General features: G+C 67.6%; 12 protein-coding genes and 1 pseudogene. 8 read left to right on the forward strand and 5 right to left on the reverse strand.

Annotated elements, in window-relative coordinates:
• Positions 1-70 precede the first annotated feature (70 nt).
• The 7 genes from L6D75_RS02455 to L6D75_RS02485 all read left to right on the forward strand — a co-directional run bounded on the left by L6D75_RS02455 (position 71) and on the right by L6D75_RS02485 (position 8,906).
• Entirely contained in the window at positions 71-226 is a 156-nt protein-coding gene (locus L6D75_RS02455) for a hypothetical protein (protein ID WP_176515542.1), read from the forward strand.
• A 124-nt stretch (positions 227-350) separates the two neighbouring features.
• Positions 351-1,025: a cysteine hydrolase family protein gene (locus L6D75_RS02460; RefSeq protein WP_176515545.1), complete on the forward strand. Its 675-nt coding sequence runs from the start codon at positions 351-353 to the stop codon at positions 1,023-1,025.
• 14 nt (positions 1,026-1,039) lie between these two features.
• Positions 1,040-2,401 carry a purine-cytosine permease family protein gene (locus L6D75_RS02465; RefSeq protein WP_176515547.1) on the forward strand — a complete coding sequence of 454 codons (1,362 nt, stop codon included), beginning with the start codon at positions 1,040-1,042 and terminating at the stop codon, positions 2,399-2,401.
• Positions 2,402-2,573: 172 nt separating this feature from the next.
• Positions 2,574-5,111, forward strand: coding sequence for an HWE histidine kinase domain-containing protein (locus L6D75_RS02470; RefSeq protein WP_176515548.1), 2,538 nt, complete (start codon positions 2,574-2,576; stop codon positions 5,109-5,111).
• 207 nt (positions 5,112-5,318) lie between these two features.
• The gene (locus L6D75_RS02475; protein WP_176515549.1) at positions 5,319-6,698 is read left to right on the forward strand and encodes an APC family permease; all 1,380 of its coding nucleotides are present in this window, start codon (positions 5,319-5,321) and stop codon (positions 6,696-6,698) included.
• Between the two features lie 132 nt (positions 6,699-6,830).
• On the forward strand, positions 6,831-8,123 hold the full coding sequence (tcuC, locus tag L6D75_RS02480) for an MFS transporter (RefSeq protein WP_176515550.1): 1,293 nt from the start codon (positions 6,831-6,833) through the stop codon (positions 8,121-8,123).
• Between the two features lie 12 nt (positions 8,124-8,135).
• Positions 8,136-8,906: a substrate-binding domain-containing protein gene (locus tag L6D75_RS02485; protein WP_176515551.1), complete on the forward strand. Its 771-nt coding sequence runs from the start codon at positions 8,136-8,138 to the stop codon at positions 8,904-8,906.
• Here L6D75_RS02485 and L6D75_RS02490 read toward each other — a convergent pair.
• Complete coding sequence (locus tag L6D75_RS02490) at positions 8,896-9,801, reverse strand: LysR family transcriptional regulator (RefSeq protein ID WP_176515552.1); 906 nt, start codon at positions 9,799-9,801, stop codon at positions 8,896-8,898. The two genes, L6D75_RS02485 and L6D75_RS02490, sit on opposite strands and share 11 nt — an antisense overlap.
• Before the next feature lie 137 nt (positions 9,802-9,938).
• Between L6D75_RS02490 and L6D75_RS02495 the strand changes: the two genes are divergently transcribed.
• The gene (locus tag L6D75_RS02495) at positions 9,939-11,126 is read left to right on the forward strand and encodes an MFS transporter (protein ID WP_176515553.1); all 1,188 of its coding nucleotides are present in this window, start codon (positions 9,939-9,941) and stop codon (positions 11,124-11,126) included.
• A gap of 13 nt (positions 11,127-11,139) precedes the next feature.
• On the opposite strand, the pseudogene L6D75_RS02500 reads toward L6D75_RS02495, so the two are convergent.
• The 4 genes and pseudogenes from L6D75_RS02500 to L6D75_RS02515 all read right to left on the reverse strand — a co-directional run.
• Positions 11,140-11,922: pseudogene (locus L6D75_RS02500) on the reverse strand (lipocalin-like domain-containing protein); the annotation flags it as partial.
• On the reverse strand, positions 11,912-14,365 hold the full coding sequence (locus L6D75_RS02505; RefSeq protein ID WP_176515554.1) for an FtsX-like permease family protein: 2,454 nt from the start codon (positions 14,363-14,365) through the stop codon (positions 11,912-11,914). The pseudogene L6D75_RS02500 and the gene L6D75_RS02505, both read right to left, overlap by 11 nt.
• A complete protein-coding gene (locus L6D75_RS02510; RefSeq protein WP_176515555.1) occupies positions 14,362-15,021 on the reverse strand; it encodes an ABC transporter ATP-binding protein in 660 nt (219 codons plus the stop codon). Before L6D75_RS02510 ends, L6D75_RS02505 begins: the two co-directional genes overlap by 4 nt.
• Before the next feature lie 298 nt (positions 15,022-15,319).
• Positions 15,320-16,105: an IclR family transcriptional regulator gene (locus L6D75_RS02515; protein WP_371871985.1), complete on the reverse strand. Its 786-nt coding sequence runs from the start codon at positions 16,103-16,105 to the stop codon at positions 15,320-15,322.
• Between the last annotated feature and the right edge of the window lies 1 nt (position 16,106).

Here is a 16,106-nt window from a genome sequence, read left to right on the forward strand (position 1 = left end):
GGCTCCCACAGGAGAGAGGGGCTGGCCTGGTTATTGCTTTTGCATGCCCGAACCCCACGAGCATGAACGCATGTCCATCCACCTTCCTGGCTTTACACACGACGCTGCACCGTGCGCCATGAAAGGCTACCTGCGCCGTGCCACCGCCCCCTCCCAGGTTCACCTGAAACGGCCGCGCGCCTGCGTGGCCGCCAAGCAGAACGGTTTCTGGCAGATAGTCGCCTAGGTCCTTCCCCGAAGCATGCTCGCCCATGGCAGTGGCCGCTCGCCGGCCGCTGCCTCCCTCTGCCGCACAGCCCCTGCGGCGCCTGCATGGCGCTGCGCGGGCCGTGGCACCCGGAAGAAACCTGATGACCCAGCAGACCGCCCTACTCATCATCGACCTGCAAAAGGAAGATGGCTTCAGCCTCGAACGCTTCGACTCCGTGATCGAGCACACCGCCGCGTTGATCGACGCGGCGCGCAAGCTGAACATCCCGCTGTTCTACACCCGCCATGTCAACGACGCCCACGGCCACGACCTGCTGCACGGTGAACCGCTCGACGCAGAGGGCCGCCCCGCCACGTACTGCGCCGGCACCCAGGCAGTGGATATTGTCGATGCCCTGGCGCCGCAAGCCGGCGACGTGGTGATCGACAAGCACCGCTACAGCGCCTTCCACGGCACGCGGCTGGTGCAGATGCTGCACCGGCGCGGCATCCACCACCTGATCGTGACGGGTGTGCTGACCGACGTCTGCGTGCTCACCAGCCTGTTCGACGCCTACCAGCACGACTTCCAGCTGACCCTGGTCACCGACGCCTGCACCGCCACCACCCAGGCCGCCCACTATTCGGCGCTGTTCATGCTCTCCAACTGGATCTACGGGCTCGACCTGATCAGCACCCAGCAGCTGCTCAGACGCTTGCACAACCTGCCGGCCACCTCGCTGCGCACCACCGAGCCCGACCACCTGGCCTTCCAGCCCGATGCCTTCGTCGAGGCCATCGCGCGCCTCGAAAGCCGCCTCGTTGCCGAACGTTGATTGGAGAAACCGTCATGAAAGTTGAAAACAGAAGCATCGACTACATCCCCGAAAACGAACGCCACGGCGAGCCACGTTCGCTGTTCTTCGTCTGGTTCGGCGCCAACGCCAACATCACCACGGTCGCGGCCGGGGTGCTGCCGATAAGCCTGGGCCTGAACCTGTTCTGGAGCGTGCTGGCAATCGTGCTGGGCTCGTTGATCGGCGCGGTGTTCATGGCCTCGCATTCGGCCCAGGGGCCGCGCCTGGGCATCCCGCAGATGATCCAGAGCCGGGCGCAGTTCGGCGTATACGGGGCCATCGTGCCGCTGCTGTTCGTGATGCTCATCTACCTGGGCTTCTTCGTCAGCAACACCCTGCTGGCGGCCCAGGCGGTGGCCGCCGCCAGCCCGTTCGGCAATGGCGTCAACATCGTGCTGCTGGGGCTGGCCTGCTTTCTGGTGGCGTTGTTCGGCTACAACCTGATCCACCGCTTCCAGAAGGTGCTGTCGCTGGCCTCCATCGGCGTATTCGGCATCGCCACGGTGCTTGCCCTGGCGCTGCCGACGGCGCCCGGGCAGTGGGCGCTGCAGGGCTTCGATGGCGTGGCCTTCCTGGCCTCGGTGAGCATCGCGGTGACCTGGCAGCTGTCCTACGCCCCCTACGTGGCGGACTATTCGCGCTACCTGCCCACCCGCACCAGCACCCGCCAGGTGTTCTGGTACAGCTACCTGGGCACGGTGCTCGGCGGCAGCTGGATGATGGTGCTGGGCGCCTTGCTGGCCAAGGGCATGGCCGGGTTCAGCGACAACGTCGGCCTGAACCTGGTCGGGTTTCTTGGCGGCAGCACGCTGTTGACCTTCGCCTTCGTGCTCTACGGCCAGGTGGCCATCAACGTGTTCAACCTGTACGGCGCGTTCATGTCCACCGTGACCGTGATCGAGCCGTTTGCCGCGCTCAAGGTCACCCCGCGCGTGCGCGCCGGCTTCATGCTGGTGATCTGCGCGGCGGCCACTGGGCTGTGCACCCTGGCCCAGGATGACTTCTTGCAGTTCTTCCTCAACTTCATCTTCTTCATGAGCTACTTCCTGATCCCGTGGACGGCGATCAACCTGGTCGACTACTACGCCTTGCGCAAAGGCGAGTACCGGATTGCCGACATCTTCGCGCCCAGCGGCATCTATGGGCGGGTCAATGGCATTGCGGTCGCGGTGTTCCTGGCCACCATCGTGCTGGAGGTGCCGTTCATGAGCACGTCGCTGTATGTCGGGCCGGTGGCGCGCAGCCTGCAGGGCATCGACCTGGCCTGGGCGGTCGGCCTGCTGTTCCCGGCCCTGGCCTACTACGCCCTGATGAGCCGGCGCAAACCCCTGGCCTCGGCACCGGCCAAAGGCTGAACGGCCTGGCCAGAGCCCTCGCGCAGCGCCTGCCCTGCGCGCGGGCCCAAGGTGACGAAGGCAGGCACGCCAGCTAGACTCCGAGACTGAACATGAATGTAACTACTTCGTTTACCTGAAAATGTTCGGCGGTCACACAGGCAGCCGGTCTTTGGGAAACCGGCAGGAACCTATGACTGTGCTACCTCAGGTCAACTTGACCAACTGTGACCGCGAACCCATCCAGATTCCTGGCAGCATCCAGCCGCACGGCTGCCTCTTGGCCTGCAACGCCTCGGCCAGCATCATCCTGCGCCATTCGGCCAACAGCCAGGCCATGCTCGGCGTCGCCAGCGAGCTCAATGGCCAGCGCCTGGAGGCAGTGATCGGCAGCGAAGCCGCGCACACCCTGCGCAACTCGCTGGCACGGGTCAAGGAGGCCTCGCGCCCGGCGCTGTCGTTCGGCGTGGTGGTCGCCTCGGGCCAGGCGTTCGACGTGTCGGCGCACATCTACAAAGGCACGGTCATCCTCGAGTTCGAGCCCTCCGGCGCGAGCATCGCCGAGCCGGTGGAGCTGGTGCGCACGGTGATCGCCCAGCTGCGCGAGATCGAGCGCTCGGACAAGCTGATCCAGGACACGGCCCGGCGCGTGCGCGCCCTGCTCGGCTATGACCGGGTGATGATCTACCAGCTTGGCCCCGACGGCGCCGGCAAGGTGGTGGCTGAGGCCAGGCGCAGTGGCCTGGAAAGCTTCCTGGGGCAGTACTTCCCGGCCTCGGACATCCCCCAGCAGGCCCGTGCGCTGTACCTGCGCAACCCGGTACGGATCATTTCCGATGCGCGCTTCAAGACCGTGCCCATCGTGCCGGTCCTGGACCTCTCCGGCGAGCCGCTGGACCTCTCCTACGCGCACCTGCGCAGCGTCTCGCCGATCCACTGCGAGTACCTGAGCAACATGGGCGTGGGCGCCTCGATGTCCATTTCGGTGATCGTCGACGGGGCCCTGTGGGGCCTGATTGCCTGCCACCATTACGCACCGCGCAGCCTGGCCATGGGCCAACGGGTGGCGGCGGAAATGTTCGGCGAATTTTTCTCCCTGCACCTGCAGACCCTGCGCGCCAGGCACACCCTGCAAGCCGCCGCGCATGCACGCCAGGTGCTCGACAACCTGCTGCGCGACGCCCACCGCGCCGACGACATCGAGGCGCTGCTGCGCTCGCGCCTGGCCGACTTCAAGGCCCTGATCCCTTGCGATGGCATCGGCATGGCGCTGCAGGGGCGCTGGTCGGCCGACGGCCTGACCCCGCCCAAGGCGGCGATCCCCGGCCTGCTGAGTTTTGCCGAAAGTGTCGCCGAGGGGCGCACCTGGGCCTCCAACAGCCTGTCGATGGCCCACCCCGCGGCCCAGGGCTACGCCGTCGAGGTGTCGGGCGTGCTGATCGTGCCGATGTCCCAGCACCCCAGGGACTACCTCATGCTGTTTCGCAAGGAGCTGGTAGAAACCCTGGACTGGGCGGGCGACCCCAACAAGACCTACGAAAGCGGCCCGCTGGGCGAACGCCTGACGCCGCGCAAGAGCTTTGCCGTGTGGAAGCAGACCGTGCACCAGCACGCCTTGCCCTGGAGCGAACAGGACCGCCAGTTTGGCGAAGCGATCCGCGCCGCGATCGTCGAAGTGGTCCTGCACAACAGCGAGCTGCTGGCCGACGAGCGCTCCAAGGCCGACGTGCGCCAGCGCATGCTCAACGAGGAGCTCAACCACCGGGTCAAGAACATCCTCTCGCTGATCGGCGCGCTGGTGGCCCACCCGGCCTCGGAGAACCAGAGCCTGAACAACTACGTGGCCACCCTCAAGGGCCGCATCCAGGCATTGTCGCTGGCCCACGACCAGGTCGTGCGCGGTGACGGCGGCGGGCGCTTCGCCACCTTGCTCGAAGCCGAACTGTCACCCTACCGCACCTCGGCCGAGGCCCTGGAGCTGCACGGCCCGGCCTTGCTCGTCGATGCCCGGGCCTACTCGGTACTGGCCCTGGTGCTGCACGAGCTGGCCACCAACGCCGCCAAGTACGGCGCGCTGTCGCGTGCCGGCGGCCGGCTGTCGGTGACCTGGGCGGTGGATGCCGGCGGCGCTTGCGAAATCATCTGGTGCGAGCGCGGCGGCCCCAGCGTGCGCCCGCCAAGCCGCAGCGGCTTTGGCTCGGTGCTGATCGAGCGCAGCATCCCCTTCGACCTGGGCGGCAGCAGCACCGTGGAGTACCGGCCGGAGGGCCTGTATGGCGTGTTCAAGATCCCGGCCAGGCACCTGACCCTGGTCGAGGACTTCAGCCACGACAACCCGACCGTCGCCGTCCCCGCCGCGCTGCCCGACTGCGCCGCGCTGGTGGATGCCTGCGTGCTGATTCTCGAAGACCAGCTGGTGATCGCCGTGGGCCTGGAGCAGATTCTGGCCGATGCGCAGATCGACGACGTCATCACCGCCAGCTCCGAAGCCGAGGCGCTGAAGCTGTTGACCAGCCATGAGCCGGATGTGGCGATCCTGGACATCAACCTGGGCACCGGCACCTCCATCGCCGTGGCCGACGCACTGACGCGCCTGGGCATACCGTTCCTGTTCGCCACCGGGTATGGCGACAGCGTCAGCATTCCTGCGCACCTCAAGCATGTGCCGGTGGTGCGCAAGCCTTACGACGCAGCCTCGATCCTGTCCAACCTGGAGAGCCTGCTGGGCTAGCGAATCGGCAAGCAGCTCACATCTACCTGTGGGAGCAACTGTCTTCTTCAAAGCATTTGCTCCCCCCAAAGGGTGATTTCTGCCACCCCCGGAGTGTGGGAGCATTCTCCCGCCCCACCCCTGACCCGTCCCTGATCGAACTCCCAAGACCAGTAGCGAGCCCGCTCGCCTACTGCGGCGTCCTGCATTCCATTTCAGGAGTTAGCAATGCATACAACAACAAATACAGACTCTGCCCCTGCCCATCACCCTGCGTCGCAACCGGCCGCTTCAGGCCGCTTCAGAAAGTCCATGAGCATGACCGCGCTGGTGCTGTTCGGCCTGGCGTACATGGTGCCCCTGGCAGTCTTCACCACTTACGGGCTGGTCACCCAGATGACCAAGGGCCACCTGCCCACCGCCTACATGCTGACCCTCGCCGCCATGCTGCTGACCGCCTACAGCTACGGGCGCATGGTCCAGGCCCACCCCTACTCCGGCTCCGTCTACACCTACACGCGCAAGGCCTTTGGCAGCCACTTCGGCTTCATCGCCGGCTGGACCCTGCTGCTCGACTACATCTTCCTGCCGCTGCTCAGCTACCTGCTGATCGGCATCTACATGTCCGAATACTTCCCCGCCGTGCACGCCTGGGTGTGGGTGCTGGGCTCGATTGCCCTGGTCACCTTCCTCAACCTGATCGGCATCGAATCGATCACCCGGGTCAACTGGCTGCTGGTGGTGGCGCAGCTGGTGTTCATCGTGGTGTTCGTCGCCTTGTCGGTGCGCAACCTGAGCGAGCAGGCAGCGCCAGTGTCGCTGCTGGCACCGTTCCACCACGAGGGTTTCAGCGTGCCGCTGGTGATGGCCGGTGCCGCGGTGCTGTGCCTGTCGTTCCTGGGTTTTGATGCGGTGTCGACCATGGCCGAGGAAACCAGCAACCCGACCAAGCGCATCCCCCAGGCGATCATGGCGGTGTCGGTGATCGGCGGGCTGCTGTTCCTGCTGGTGTCGTACTTCGCCCAGCAGGTGTTCCCCGAGTGGGCCAGCTTCGCCGACCCGGACTCGGCCTCGGTGGACGTGATGCGCCGGGTTGGCGGCGAGCTGCTGGTGACCGGCTTTACCGCCACTTATGTGGCCGGTTGCTTCGCCTCGGCGATGGTGTCCCAGGCCAGCGTTTCGCGGGTGCTGTTCGCCATGGGGCGTGACGGTGCGCTGCCACGGGTGTTCGGCCGCCTGGTGACGAAAAAGCGCGTGCCGGCCACGGCGATCATGCTGGTCAGCACGCTGTCGCTGGTCGCCTTGTTCATTACCCTGGACACGGTCGCCAACATGATCAGCTTCGGTGCGCTGTTCGCGTTCTCGGCAGTCAACCTGGCAGTGGTCAAGCACTACCTGCTCGACCAGAAGCTGCGCGGTGCGCGCAATTACCTGCTGTACGGCGCCATCCCGGCCCTGGGGTTCCTCAGCACGCTGTGGCTGTGGACCAGCTTGTCGAGCATGTCGTTCACCATCGGCCTGTGCTGGCTGGGCGTGGGCTTCATCTGCCTGCTGGGGCTGACCAAGGCGTTTCGCGTGAGCCTGCCGGAGTTGCAGATGGCAGATTGATCCGCGCTGGGCATCAATCGATGCGAACAATGCAATTCTCTAATCAATGGCCCTGTAGCACCCTCGTCCGCCTATAAGAACCGTGCGCCGTCCCCGCGGCGCACGTCACAAAAGCGGTATGGAGTACAGGCAATGACAGCAGCAACCGCCTCCGGGCGCTCCCGCGCCGGCGCGATCTTCCGGGTCACGTCGGGCAACTTCCTCGAGCAGTTCGACTTCTTCCTCTTCGGTTTCTACGCCACGCAGATTGCCGCGGTGTTCTTCCCTGCCAGCAGTGAATTCGCGTCCCTGATGATGACCTTCGCCGTGTTCGGCGCAGGCTTCTTGATGCGCCCGCTGGGCGCCGTGGTGCTGGGCGCCTACATCGACGAGGTGGGCCGGCGCGAAGGCCTGATCGTGACCCTGTCGATCATGGCCAGCGGCACGATCCTCATCGTGCTGGTGCCCGGCTACGAATCCATCGGCCTGCTTGCCCCGGCCCTGGTGCTGCTTGGGCGGCTGCTGCAGGGCTTTTCGGCCGGCGCGGAGCTGGGCGGTGTGTCGGTGTACCTGGCGGAAATCGCCACGCCCGGCAACAAGGGCTTCTTCACCAGCTGGCAGTCGGGTAGCCAGCAGGTGGCGATCATCGTCGCCGCAGCCCTGGGCTACGCCCTGAACCAGTGGATGCCAGCGGCGATGATCGCCGACTGGGGCTGGCGCATTCCGTTCTTCGTCGGCTGCCTGATCGTGCCGTTCATCTTCCTGCTGCGGCGCAACCTGCAGGAGTCCGAGGAATACGCCGCGCGCAAGCACCGCCCGGCCATGGCCGAGGTGCTGCGCACCCTGCTGCAGCACTGGGCGACGGTGCTGGCCGGCATGCTGATGGTGGCGCTGACCACCACCGCGTTCTACCTGATCACCGTGTATGCACCCACCTTCGGCAAGACGGTGCTGCACCTGAGCACCGCCGATGCGCTGCTGGTGACCTTGCTGGTGGGGGTGTCGAACTTCATCTGGCTGCCGCTGGGCGGCGCGCTGTCCGACCGCATCGGGCGCCGGCCGGTGCTGATCGCCATGACCCTGCTGACCCTGGCCAGCGCCTACCCTGCGCTGACGTTCCTGGTCAATGCGCCGAGCTTCATGCACATGCTGCTGGTGCTGCTGTGGCTGTCGTTCATCTATGGCCTGTACAACGGCGCGATGATCCCTGCGCTCACCGAAATCATGCCGGTCGAGGTGCGGGTGGCGGGCTTCTCCCTGGCCTACAGCCTGGCCACGGCGGTGTTCGGCGGCTTCACCCCGGCGATTTCGACCTTCCTGATCCAGTACACCGCCGACAAGGCCGCCCCCGGCTACTGGATGAGCTTTGCCGCGCTCTGCGCGCTGGCTGCGACGCTGTTCCTCTACCGCAAGTCGCGCGGCCAACTGCAACCGGCAGTGGCCTGAAGGAGCATGAGCATGCGCACACTGCTGCACAGCCTTGCCCTGCTCGCCTGCGCAAGCCTCGCCGGCACCGCCCATGCCGAGCAACTGCGGGTGATGACCTCCGGCGGGTTCACCGCGGCCTACCAGGCACTGGGCCCGAAGTTCGCGGCCGCCACCGGCAACACCCTCGACACAGCCCTGGGCCCGTCGATGGGCCAGGCGCCGGAGGCGATCCCCAATCGGCTGGCCCGTGGCGAGAAGGCCGACGTGGTGATCATGGTCGGCTACGCGCTCGATGAGCTGATCCGCCAGGGCAAGGTCGACCCGGCCTCACGGGTGGAGCTGGCCGATTCGCGCATCGGCATGGTGGTGCGCGCTGGCGAAGCCAAGCCGGATATCGCCAGCGTGGAGGCCTTGAAGAACACCCTGCTGGCCGCCCAGTCGGTGGCCTACTCGGACAGCGCCAGCGGCCTGTACGTGCAGAACCAGCTGTTCAAGCGGCTGGGCATCGAGCAACAGCTCGCGCCCAAGGCCAGCATGGTTGTGAAGACCCCGGTGGCCATGGAGGTTGCCAAGGGCAGTTACCAGGTTGGCTTGCAGCAGGTCAGCGAGCTGTTGCCGGTGCCGGGGGTGAGCTTCGTCGGCAAGCTGCCGGAGGCCGTGCAGTCGGTCACGCGCTTTGCCGCAGGCATCCCGGTCAATGCCGACCACCCGCAACAGGCCAGGGCACTGCTCGCCTACCTGGCCGCGCCTGCGGCCCAGCAGGCCGTGCAGGCCACCGGGCTGGACTCGGTCAGCCGCTGACCTCGACCTTCATGTCCACCACCAGGCGCTCCAGCGCCAATGCCGCCGGGGTCAGGGTACGGCCCCGGCGCTTGATCAGGCCGACACTGCGCAGCACCTGGGGCTCAACCAGGGCCACCGAGGTGAGGATCGGGTGGTCGGCCGCCGGCATCGCCATCGCCGGCACCGCCGCCACGCCCAGCCCGGCCTCGACCAGGCCGATCATGGTGGTGACATGGCGGGTTTCGCAGATGCTCTGGCGCTGGGGCACGATGCCGCCCAGCGCTTGGTCGAGCAGGAAGCGGTTGCCGGAGGTCTTGCCCAGGGAAATGTAGGCCTGCTGGTAGAACGCCTGCCAGCTGACGCTGCTGCGCCCGGCCAGCGGGTGATCGCGCCGGCATGCCAGCACATAGTGCTCCTGCACCAGGGGCTCGAAGTCGACATCGGCCTCCTGGGTGCCCATGAAGCTCAGGCCGAAATCCGCCTCGCCATCGACCACCGCGCTCAGCACCTCGTGGGCGCTGGCATCGAGCACCTTGACCTTGATCCGCGGGAATTGCTGGTGGTAGTGGGCGATGACCCGCGGCATGAAGTAGTACGCCGCCGACGGCACACAGGCCACCGTGACCTGGCCGAGCCGCGTCGAGGCCACTTCGCTGATGCCCAGGAGGGCGTTGTCCAGGTCGTCGAGCAAGCGCTCGACGCTGGGCATGAAGCCGCGCCCGGCCTGGGTCAGGCTGACCTTGCGCGTGGTGCGCTCGAACAAGCGCACGCCCAGGGCGTCCTCGAGCTTGTCGATGCGCCGGCTCAGCGCCGGCTGCGAGATGCGCACCGCCTCGGCGGCCTTGCGAAAACTGCCTTGCTCGACCACTGCACGGAAGGCCTGCAGGTCGTTGAGGTCGAAGTTGATGGCCATGGGCGCGCACTCGGAAACCGGCGGATTGATGCAGCCATTTTATGAGCGCCGGCAATTAATGCAAAATGCTACAGCGCGCAGGCATGTCGTCTATCATCGCGCGTTGAACGTTTCAGCCAGTTTCAGTAAGGATCCCGATGTCTGTTCAGCAATTACCCCCGCTCGCCGCCAGCAAAGGCGCAGTGGCCAAGATGGAAGCGGCCATGGCCTTGGGCAGCTTTGCCATTGGCACCGGCGAGTTCGCGATCATGGGCCTGATGCCCGATATCGCCGGCAACCTGCAGTTGAGCGAGCCGCAGGTGGGCCATGCCATCAGCGCCTATGCACTGGGCGTGGTGGTGGGCGCGCCCGCGCTGGCGATCCTCGGCGCCAAGCTGCTGCGCAAGCACCTGCTGTTGCTGCTGATGGCGCTGTACGCCATCGGCAACCTGGCCACGGCCTTTGCGCCGTCCTTTGCCGGGCTGGTGGCCTTCCGCTTCATCAGCGGCCTGCCCCACGGGGCGTACTTCGGCATTGCCGCGGTGGTGGCCTCGAGCATGGTGCCGGGCAACCAGCGCGCGGGCGCCGTGGCGCGGGTGATGATGGGGCTGACCCTGGCGATGCTGCTGGGCAACCCGATCGCCACCTTCCTCGGGCAGTTCTTCGGCTGGCGCTCGGCGTTCGTGCTGGTGGGGGTGATCGCCCTGTGCACCATTGCCCTGGTATGGCGCTATGTCCCGCAACCCCACGATGAACCCCGCAGCGACCCGCGCAAGGAGCTGCAGGCCTTCCGCCTGCCCCAGGTGTGGATGGCGCTGGGCATTGCGTCCATCGGCTTTGCCGGCATGTTCTGCGTGTTCAGCTACCTGGCGCCGACCATGCTGCAGGTGACCCAGGTGGCGCCGCAGTGGATCCCGTTCGGCCTGGCGGCGTTCGGCGTGGGCGGCATCATCGGCAACATTGCCGGGGGCAAGCTGTTCGACCGTTACCAGTTCCGCGCGGTGGGCATGGTGCTGGTGTGGTCGATGGCGGTGCTGCTGTTCTTCACCTTCGCGGCCCAGGTGCTGTGGAGCCTGCTGCTGGGGATCGGGCTGGTCGGCACCATGATTGCGCTGGCGGCGCCGTTGCAGATCCGCCTGATGGACATTGCCCATGAGGCGCCGAGCCTGGCGGCGGCGTCCAACCATGCCGCGTTCAACCTGGCCAATGCGCTGGGGCCGTGGTTTGGAGGCATGGCCATCAGTGCCGGGCTGGGGTGGACCAGCACCGGGTACATTGGCGCGGCGGCGGCGCTGGTGGGCTTGGGCATCTACCTGGTGGCGCGGCGGATGAAAGGCGGGCATTGAGGGGAAGAGTCGGGGGCATGCCTTGGGTTTTGCGGGGTATTTGAGATCGAGCGCCGCCCTGCAGATGCAAGGAGAACCAGTCCCAGCCCCGCTGCCCGGCCGCCAAGGGCTGGCTGCTCCACTCGCGGTCGAGCCAGGCCTGGCCGGTCACGGCAATGCGCTGCCCTGCGCGCTCAACCTCGCCAGTCACCTGGTAGAACGGCTGGCTGTAGTAGTACGACGCCTGGCCCTTGCCGGATTTTTCGCTGTAGCCCTGCAGGCCATGCAGCACCAGCGGTTTGTCGCTGGCCAACTGCAGGTCGTAGGCAAAGCCCTGCCCGCGCGCGCGCATGCGCAAACGCTCGATGCCTGGCGCCCCTTGCAGTGACCAGTCATCGATCCAGGCTTGAAACGGCGCGGCCGTCACCCCCGCCTGCCCCACCCCGCCCCGGGCCAGGGTTTCGGCGACCTGGTGGCCGCCTGGCCCGGTCAGCGCCGCATGGCCCATCCACAGGTTCGGGCTGTGCCAGTCGTGGGTTTCCGGCCCCGGGCGCAGGGCCGAGCGGAACAGCGTCCATTGCGCGCCCCAGGCACGGCCCTGGGCATCTTCGAGGTTGGCGGTGACGTACCACCACTCGATGCGATAACCATCATGGGCGCCGTGGTCGCGGGGGAACACCAGCGGCACGCCGGGCGTTACCTGGCTGAATGCCCCCGCCTCGCTGCCAAGGCCGGCATAGCCCTTGGCCGCCGGTGCAGGCGCGTCGCACCCGGCCAGCAGCAGGCAGGCCAGCAGCAGCCAGGTTTCACACTTCATCGGAGAACTGCCGGAGCAATTGCCGGGGCTGGCATCGCGCCAGTTGCCACAACGGCCAGGCACTGGCGAGCAGGCTGGTGAGCATGCCCAGCGCCGCCAGTTGCAGCAGTTGCCCGGGGAACACCTGCCACGGCAAGCGCCAGCCGAATGCCTGCACGTTCACCACCGCCACCAGGCACCAGGCCAGCAGCAGGCCCAAGGGCAGCGCCAGGAGCACGGTGAAGGCGCTGAGCAGCAGCGCCTGGCACAGGCACAGCCAGCCCAGCCAGCGGCGCGGCACACCCAGCGCCCACAAGGGCGCCAGTTGCCCGAGACGGCGCTGGCCGAGGGTGAGCTGGCTGATGAACAGCGCCACCGCTGCCACGCCGAGGGTCAGGCTGTTCAGGGCGGCGGTGACGGCGAAGGTGCGGCTGAAGATCGCCGTCGACCAGGCCTTGAGCTGGGCCTGCTCGACGATTTGGTTGTCCTCCAGGGCAAAGCGTTGCTGCAGCTGCTGCTCCAGCGCGGCCACCCGCCCCGGCTGCGCCAGCACGCTCAGGCCGGCCAGGCTGGCGGCCGGGGCATGGGCACGCAGCCAGTCGGCGTTGACCAGTACATGGCCCTTGGGGTTGCCGTAGTCGGCGTAGATGCCCACCAGCGTCATGGCCTGCGGCGGCTCGCCGGGCAATGTCACGCGCTCGCCCAGGGCCAGGCCCAGGCGCCGCACCAGTTGCTCGCTGAGCATGGCGCCCTGGCCCGAGGCGAGCTGCGCCCAGGCATCCGGCGTGCTGGCCAGCAACGGCCAGTGGCGTGCGTAGAACGGATGGTCGACCACCCCTTGCACCTGCACCGGCCAGTGCTGCAGCCGCCACTCCACCCGCCAGCTCGGCAGCACGGCGCTGACCGCGGGGTCGTCGCGCAACTGGGCGTAGAGCTGTTGCGCCTGCTCGCTGTCCCGTGGCGTGACATACAAATCCGCCGCCAGGCGCTGGTCGAGCCAGCCGATGAAGGTGCGGCGAAAGCCCTCGGTCATCCCGCCCACCCCGACGCTGGCAGCCAATGCCAGCAACAACGCCATCAACGCCAGGCTCAGGGCCGGCAGCTGTTGCCGGCTGTCGGCCACGAACCACTGGGCCAGGGGCGCCCGCGCCAAGCGCGCAGCACCGGCGAGCAGCAGTGCCAGCAGCCCGGGCAACAACAGCGCCGCCCCCAGCAGCAAGGTGGCAAGCAAGGCGAACGCGTAGGGCAAGCTGTTGCCGAAATAGCCGCAGCCCAGGGCTGCAAGCAGCAACACGCCGGCCGCCAGGGCCTGGCGCCACAGCCACGGCAGTTGTGCCAGGCGCCAGGCCTGCGGCTGGGCCAGCCCCAACAGCGGCAGGCGCGCCGCGCGCAGCAGGCTGTCGAAGCCGGCCAGCAGCGCCCCCAGCAGGCTCACGGCCATGCCCGCCAGCCACCAGTGCCAGGGCAGATGCAGTTGCCCCGCCACCTCGGCGCCGTACAGCCCCCGCAGGCTGGAGGCGAAGTCGGGCAGCAGCGAGGCGGCGATCAGGTAGCCGGCGAACACACCCACCAAGCCCCCCAGCAGCGCGAACAACCCCAGTTCCACGGCCAGGGCCGTGAGCAGCGTGCGCAGGCTGACGCCACAGGCCCGCAGGGTACGCATCAGCCCGCGCCGTTGCTCCAGGGCCAGGCCGATGGCCGCATGGGCGATGAACAGGCCGACCACAAAGGCCAGCAGGCCCAGCGCCGTGAGGTTCAGGTGAAAGCTGTCGGTCAGGCGCTGCAGGTCGGCATCGTCGCTGGCCGGCTGCAGCTTCAGGCTGGCCGCAAGCTGCGCAGGCAAAGGCTGCTCGCGCTCAGTGATGAGCCGCGACAGTTGGCTCGGCGCCTTGAGCAGCGCCTGCGCCTGGCCGATGTCCACCATCAGCACCCCCGGCGCAAGGTTTGCGCTCAGCGCCAGGGGTGGCAGCAACTGCCCCTCTGCCGTGCGCACGTGCTCGCCCACCGTGCGCCCCAGTTGGCGCAAGGTATCCGGGCCGACCAGGGTTTGCCCGGGTGGGCCGATGAAGGCTTGCAGGTCGAACGCTTGGGCTTGCGCGCCGGCCACGGCCATGCCCGGCAGCAGGCTGAGCGGCTCGATGCCCAGCACCCTGAGCGAATGCCCGGCAGCGACCTGCAAGCGCCCTTCGAGCACGGGCGTCACCTGCCAGCCTTGCCTGCGCAGCTGCACGTACAGCGCCTGGTCGAAGCGCTGCCCGCTGCGCGCCAGCAGTTGCGGGTAGGCCGGCCCGGCCAGCAGCGCGCGGGCCTGGGCGTAATCGTTGCGGGCCTGGCTGTTGAGCGCCTGCACCCCGGCCCACAGCGCCGTGGCCAGGCACAACCCGGTGAAGATGCTGATGCCCTGCAGGCGGTGGCGCCACCAATGGCTGCACAGCGCCTGCAGGGCCAGGCCGAGGCTGTTCATGCCGCCTGCACCCGGCCCTGGTGCAGCACGCAGCGCTGCTGCAGGCGTGCGGCCAGGCGCTGGCTGTGGGTGACCATCAACAGGGTGCTGTCGGCTTCCTCGACCAGTTGCAGCAACAGCGCCAGCACCTCGTCGCCGTTGTGCTCATCGAGGCTGCCGGTGGGCTCGTCGGCGAGCAGCAGCGCGGGCCTTCCGGCCAGTGCACGGCCGATGGCCAGGCGCTGCTGCTGGCCGCCGGACAACTGCTCGGGGTAGCGCTGCAGCAGCTCGGCCAGCCCCAGCCGCTGTGCCAGGTGCGCGGCCCAGGCCGGGTCGTGGCGCCCGGCCAGGCGGGCCTGGAAGGCCAGGTTGGCGGCCACGTCGAGGCTGCTGATGAGGTTGTATTGCTGGAACACCAGGCCGATGCCCTCGCGCCGCCAGCGGGCCAGGGCGGATTCATCGCGCGGGTCGAGGGCTTGGCCGTCGATCAGGATGCGCCCGCCGTCGGCGCGGTCGAGGCCGGCGACCAGGTGCAGCAAGGTGCTCTTGCCGCTGCCGGACTCGCCCATCAGCGCCAGGCTGCTGCCGCGGGCCAGGGACAGGTCGACGCCACGCAGCACAGGCAGGGTGCCTTGGGCGGTGGTGAAGGACTTTTGCAGGTGTTCGACGACCAGCATGGGTGGGGCCTTTGGTGCTTGTCTGGGGTTTTGAGTGGGGAGTGAGATCGAGCGCCGCCCGCGCGGCGCATCGCGGATGAATCCGCTCCTACATTTGTTGCAACGAGCCTATGCCTGAAAGGCCATGGTTGCCAGCCTTGGTGGCACAACGCGATTTCTCGACGGGCGCCAAAAGCGGACAACCATGGCCTGACAGACCGTGGCACGTTGCAATAGATGTAGGAGCGGATTCATCCGCGATGCGCCGCGCGGGCGGCGCTCGATCTCAAACCCACCCCAAAACCCAAGGCATGCCCCCCTAACTCACCACCGCTCGCTGCACATCCCCCACCGCCTGCGCCAGGCTGTTCAGGTGCAGGCTGAGCACCCGCTCCACCGGTGCCTGGTCCAGCGGCCAATGCAAGGCGATACTCCCCGCCAGGCGCCCCTCCACCCGCACCGGCAGGGCAATCGCCCGGATCAGGAACGGCAAGCGCACCGGATACTCCCAGAACCCCTCGGTGCGCTGCCCGAAACCCTTGTGCGCATCGGCCTCGATATCCCGCAAGAGCCCCTCATCCCCTACCCGCTCATGGGCCGCCAGCCGCTGCACCTCATCCACCGCCAGCTCCTTCAGGCACGCCCGGCCCATGGCCGAGTGAAACAGGCTGGCGTGGTGCCCGACGATCTGGCAGTTGTTCGGGTAGCGCTTGCGCAGCACCTGGGGAATGGCGCTTTCCATCACCTCCAGGCGCTCGCCGTCAAAGCACGAAAGGTCCGCCACCAACCCCGTGCGCTCGCTCAACTCCAGCAACAGCGGCGCTGCGCTTTCCACCAGGTGGCGCTTGAAACGCTGCTGGCGGTCGCCGAACAGGCGCCGCGCGCACAGGCGGTAGCGCCGGTCGCTCAGGCCACGGTAGACCCAGCCCTGCTCCTGCAAGGTGGCGAGCATGCGCGACACCGTGGCCTTGGGCAGCGTGGTCAGGTAGTGCAGCTCTTCGAGCCCCAGCGCCTGGTGCTCGCCCAGCAGCTCGACGATGGCCAGCGCCCGCTCCACCGAGCGCACGCCACCGCCGTCAGAGGCTGTACCGATGTGAGTGCCCATG

This window comes from Pseudomonas faucium, assembly GCF_021602585.1.
Taxonomy (GTDB): Bacteria; Pseudomonadota; Gammaproteobacteria; order Pseudomonadales; family Pseudomonadaceae; genus Aquipseudomonas; species Aquipseudomonas faucium.